At 76.9% G+C, this 295-nt stretch carries 1 protein-coding gene; it reads right to left on the reverse strand.

Going from position 1 to position 295, the window contains the following annotated elements; translation table 11 throughout:
• Positions 1-295: FAD-binding protein (locus ASG00_RS15070; protein WP_162238314.1), on the reverse strand; the 295-nt coding region annotated here is incomplete at both ends.

The following is a 295-nucleotide window of genomic DNA, read 5'->3' on the forward strand; positions in this document are numbered from 1 at the left end:
GCCGGCGAGCACGACGCCGCGACGGGCGCGCACCCGCCGCTCGACGCCGCCCGCGGCGAGCACGGCGCCCACGACGCGGCCATCCTCGACCACGAGCTCCCGCACCGAGGTGTCGAAGCTCAGCCGCCCGCCGCGCCGGGTGAGCTCGTGCGAGAGCCGGGCGACGAGCGCGTTGCCCATCGCGAGCCGGGTGCCGCGCGGGAACCGCCACAGGTCGAAGAACCACCGCACGCCGAGACGCAGCGCGAGCGCCGCCGCCTTCGGCGACCACTCGAACAGACGCAGCAGCTGTCCC

It is taken from the genome of Microbacterium sp. Leaf351, from assembly GCF_001423825.1.
In the GTDB taxonomy this organism is placed as follows: Bacteria; Actinomycetota; Actinomycetes; order Actinomycetales; family Microbacteriaceae; genus Microbacterium; species Microbacterium ginsengisoli.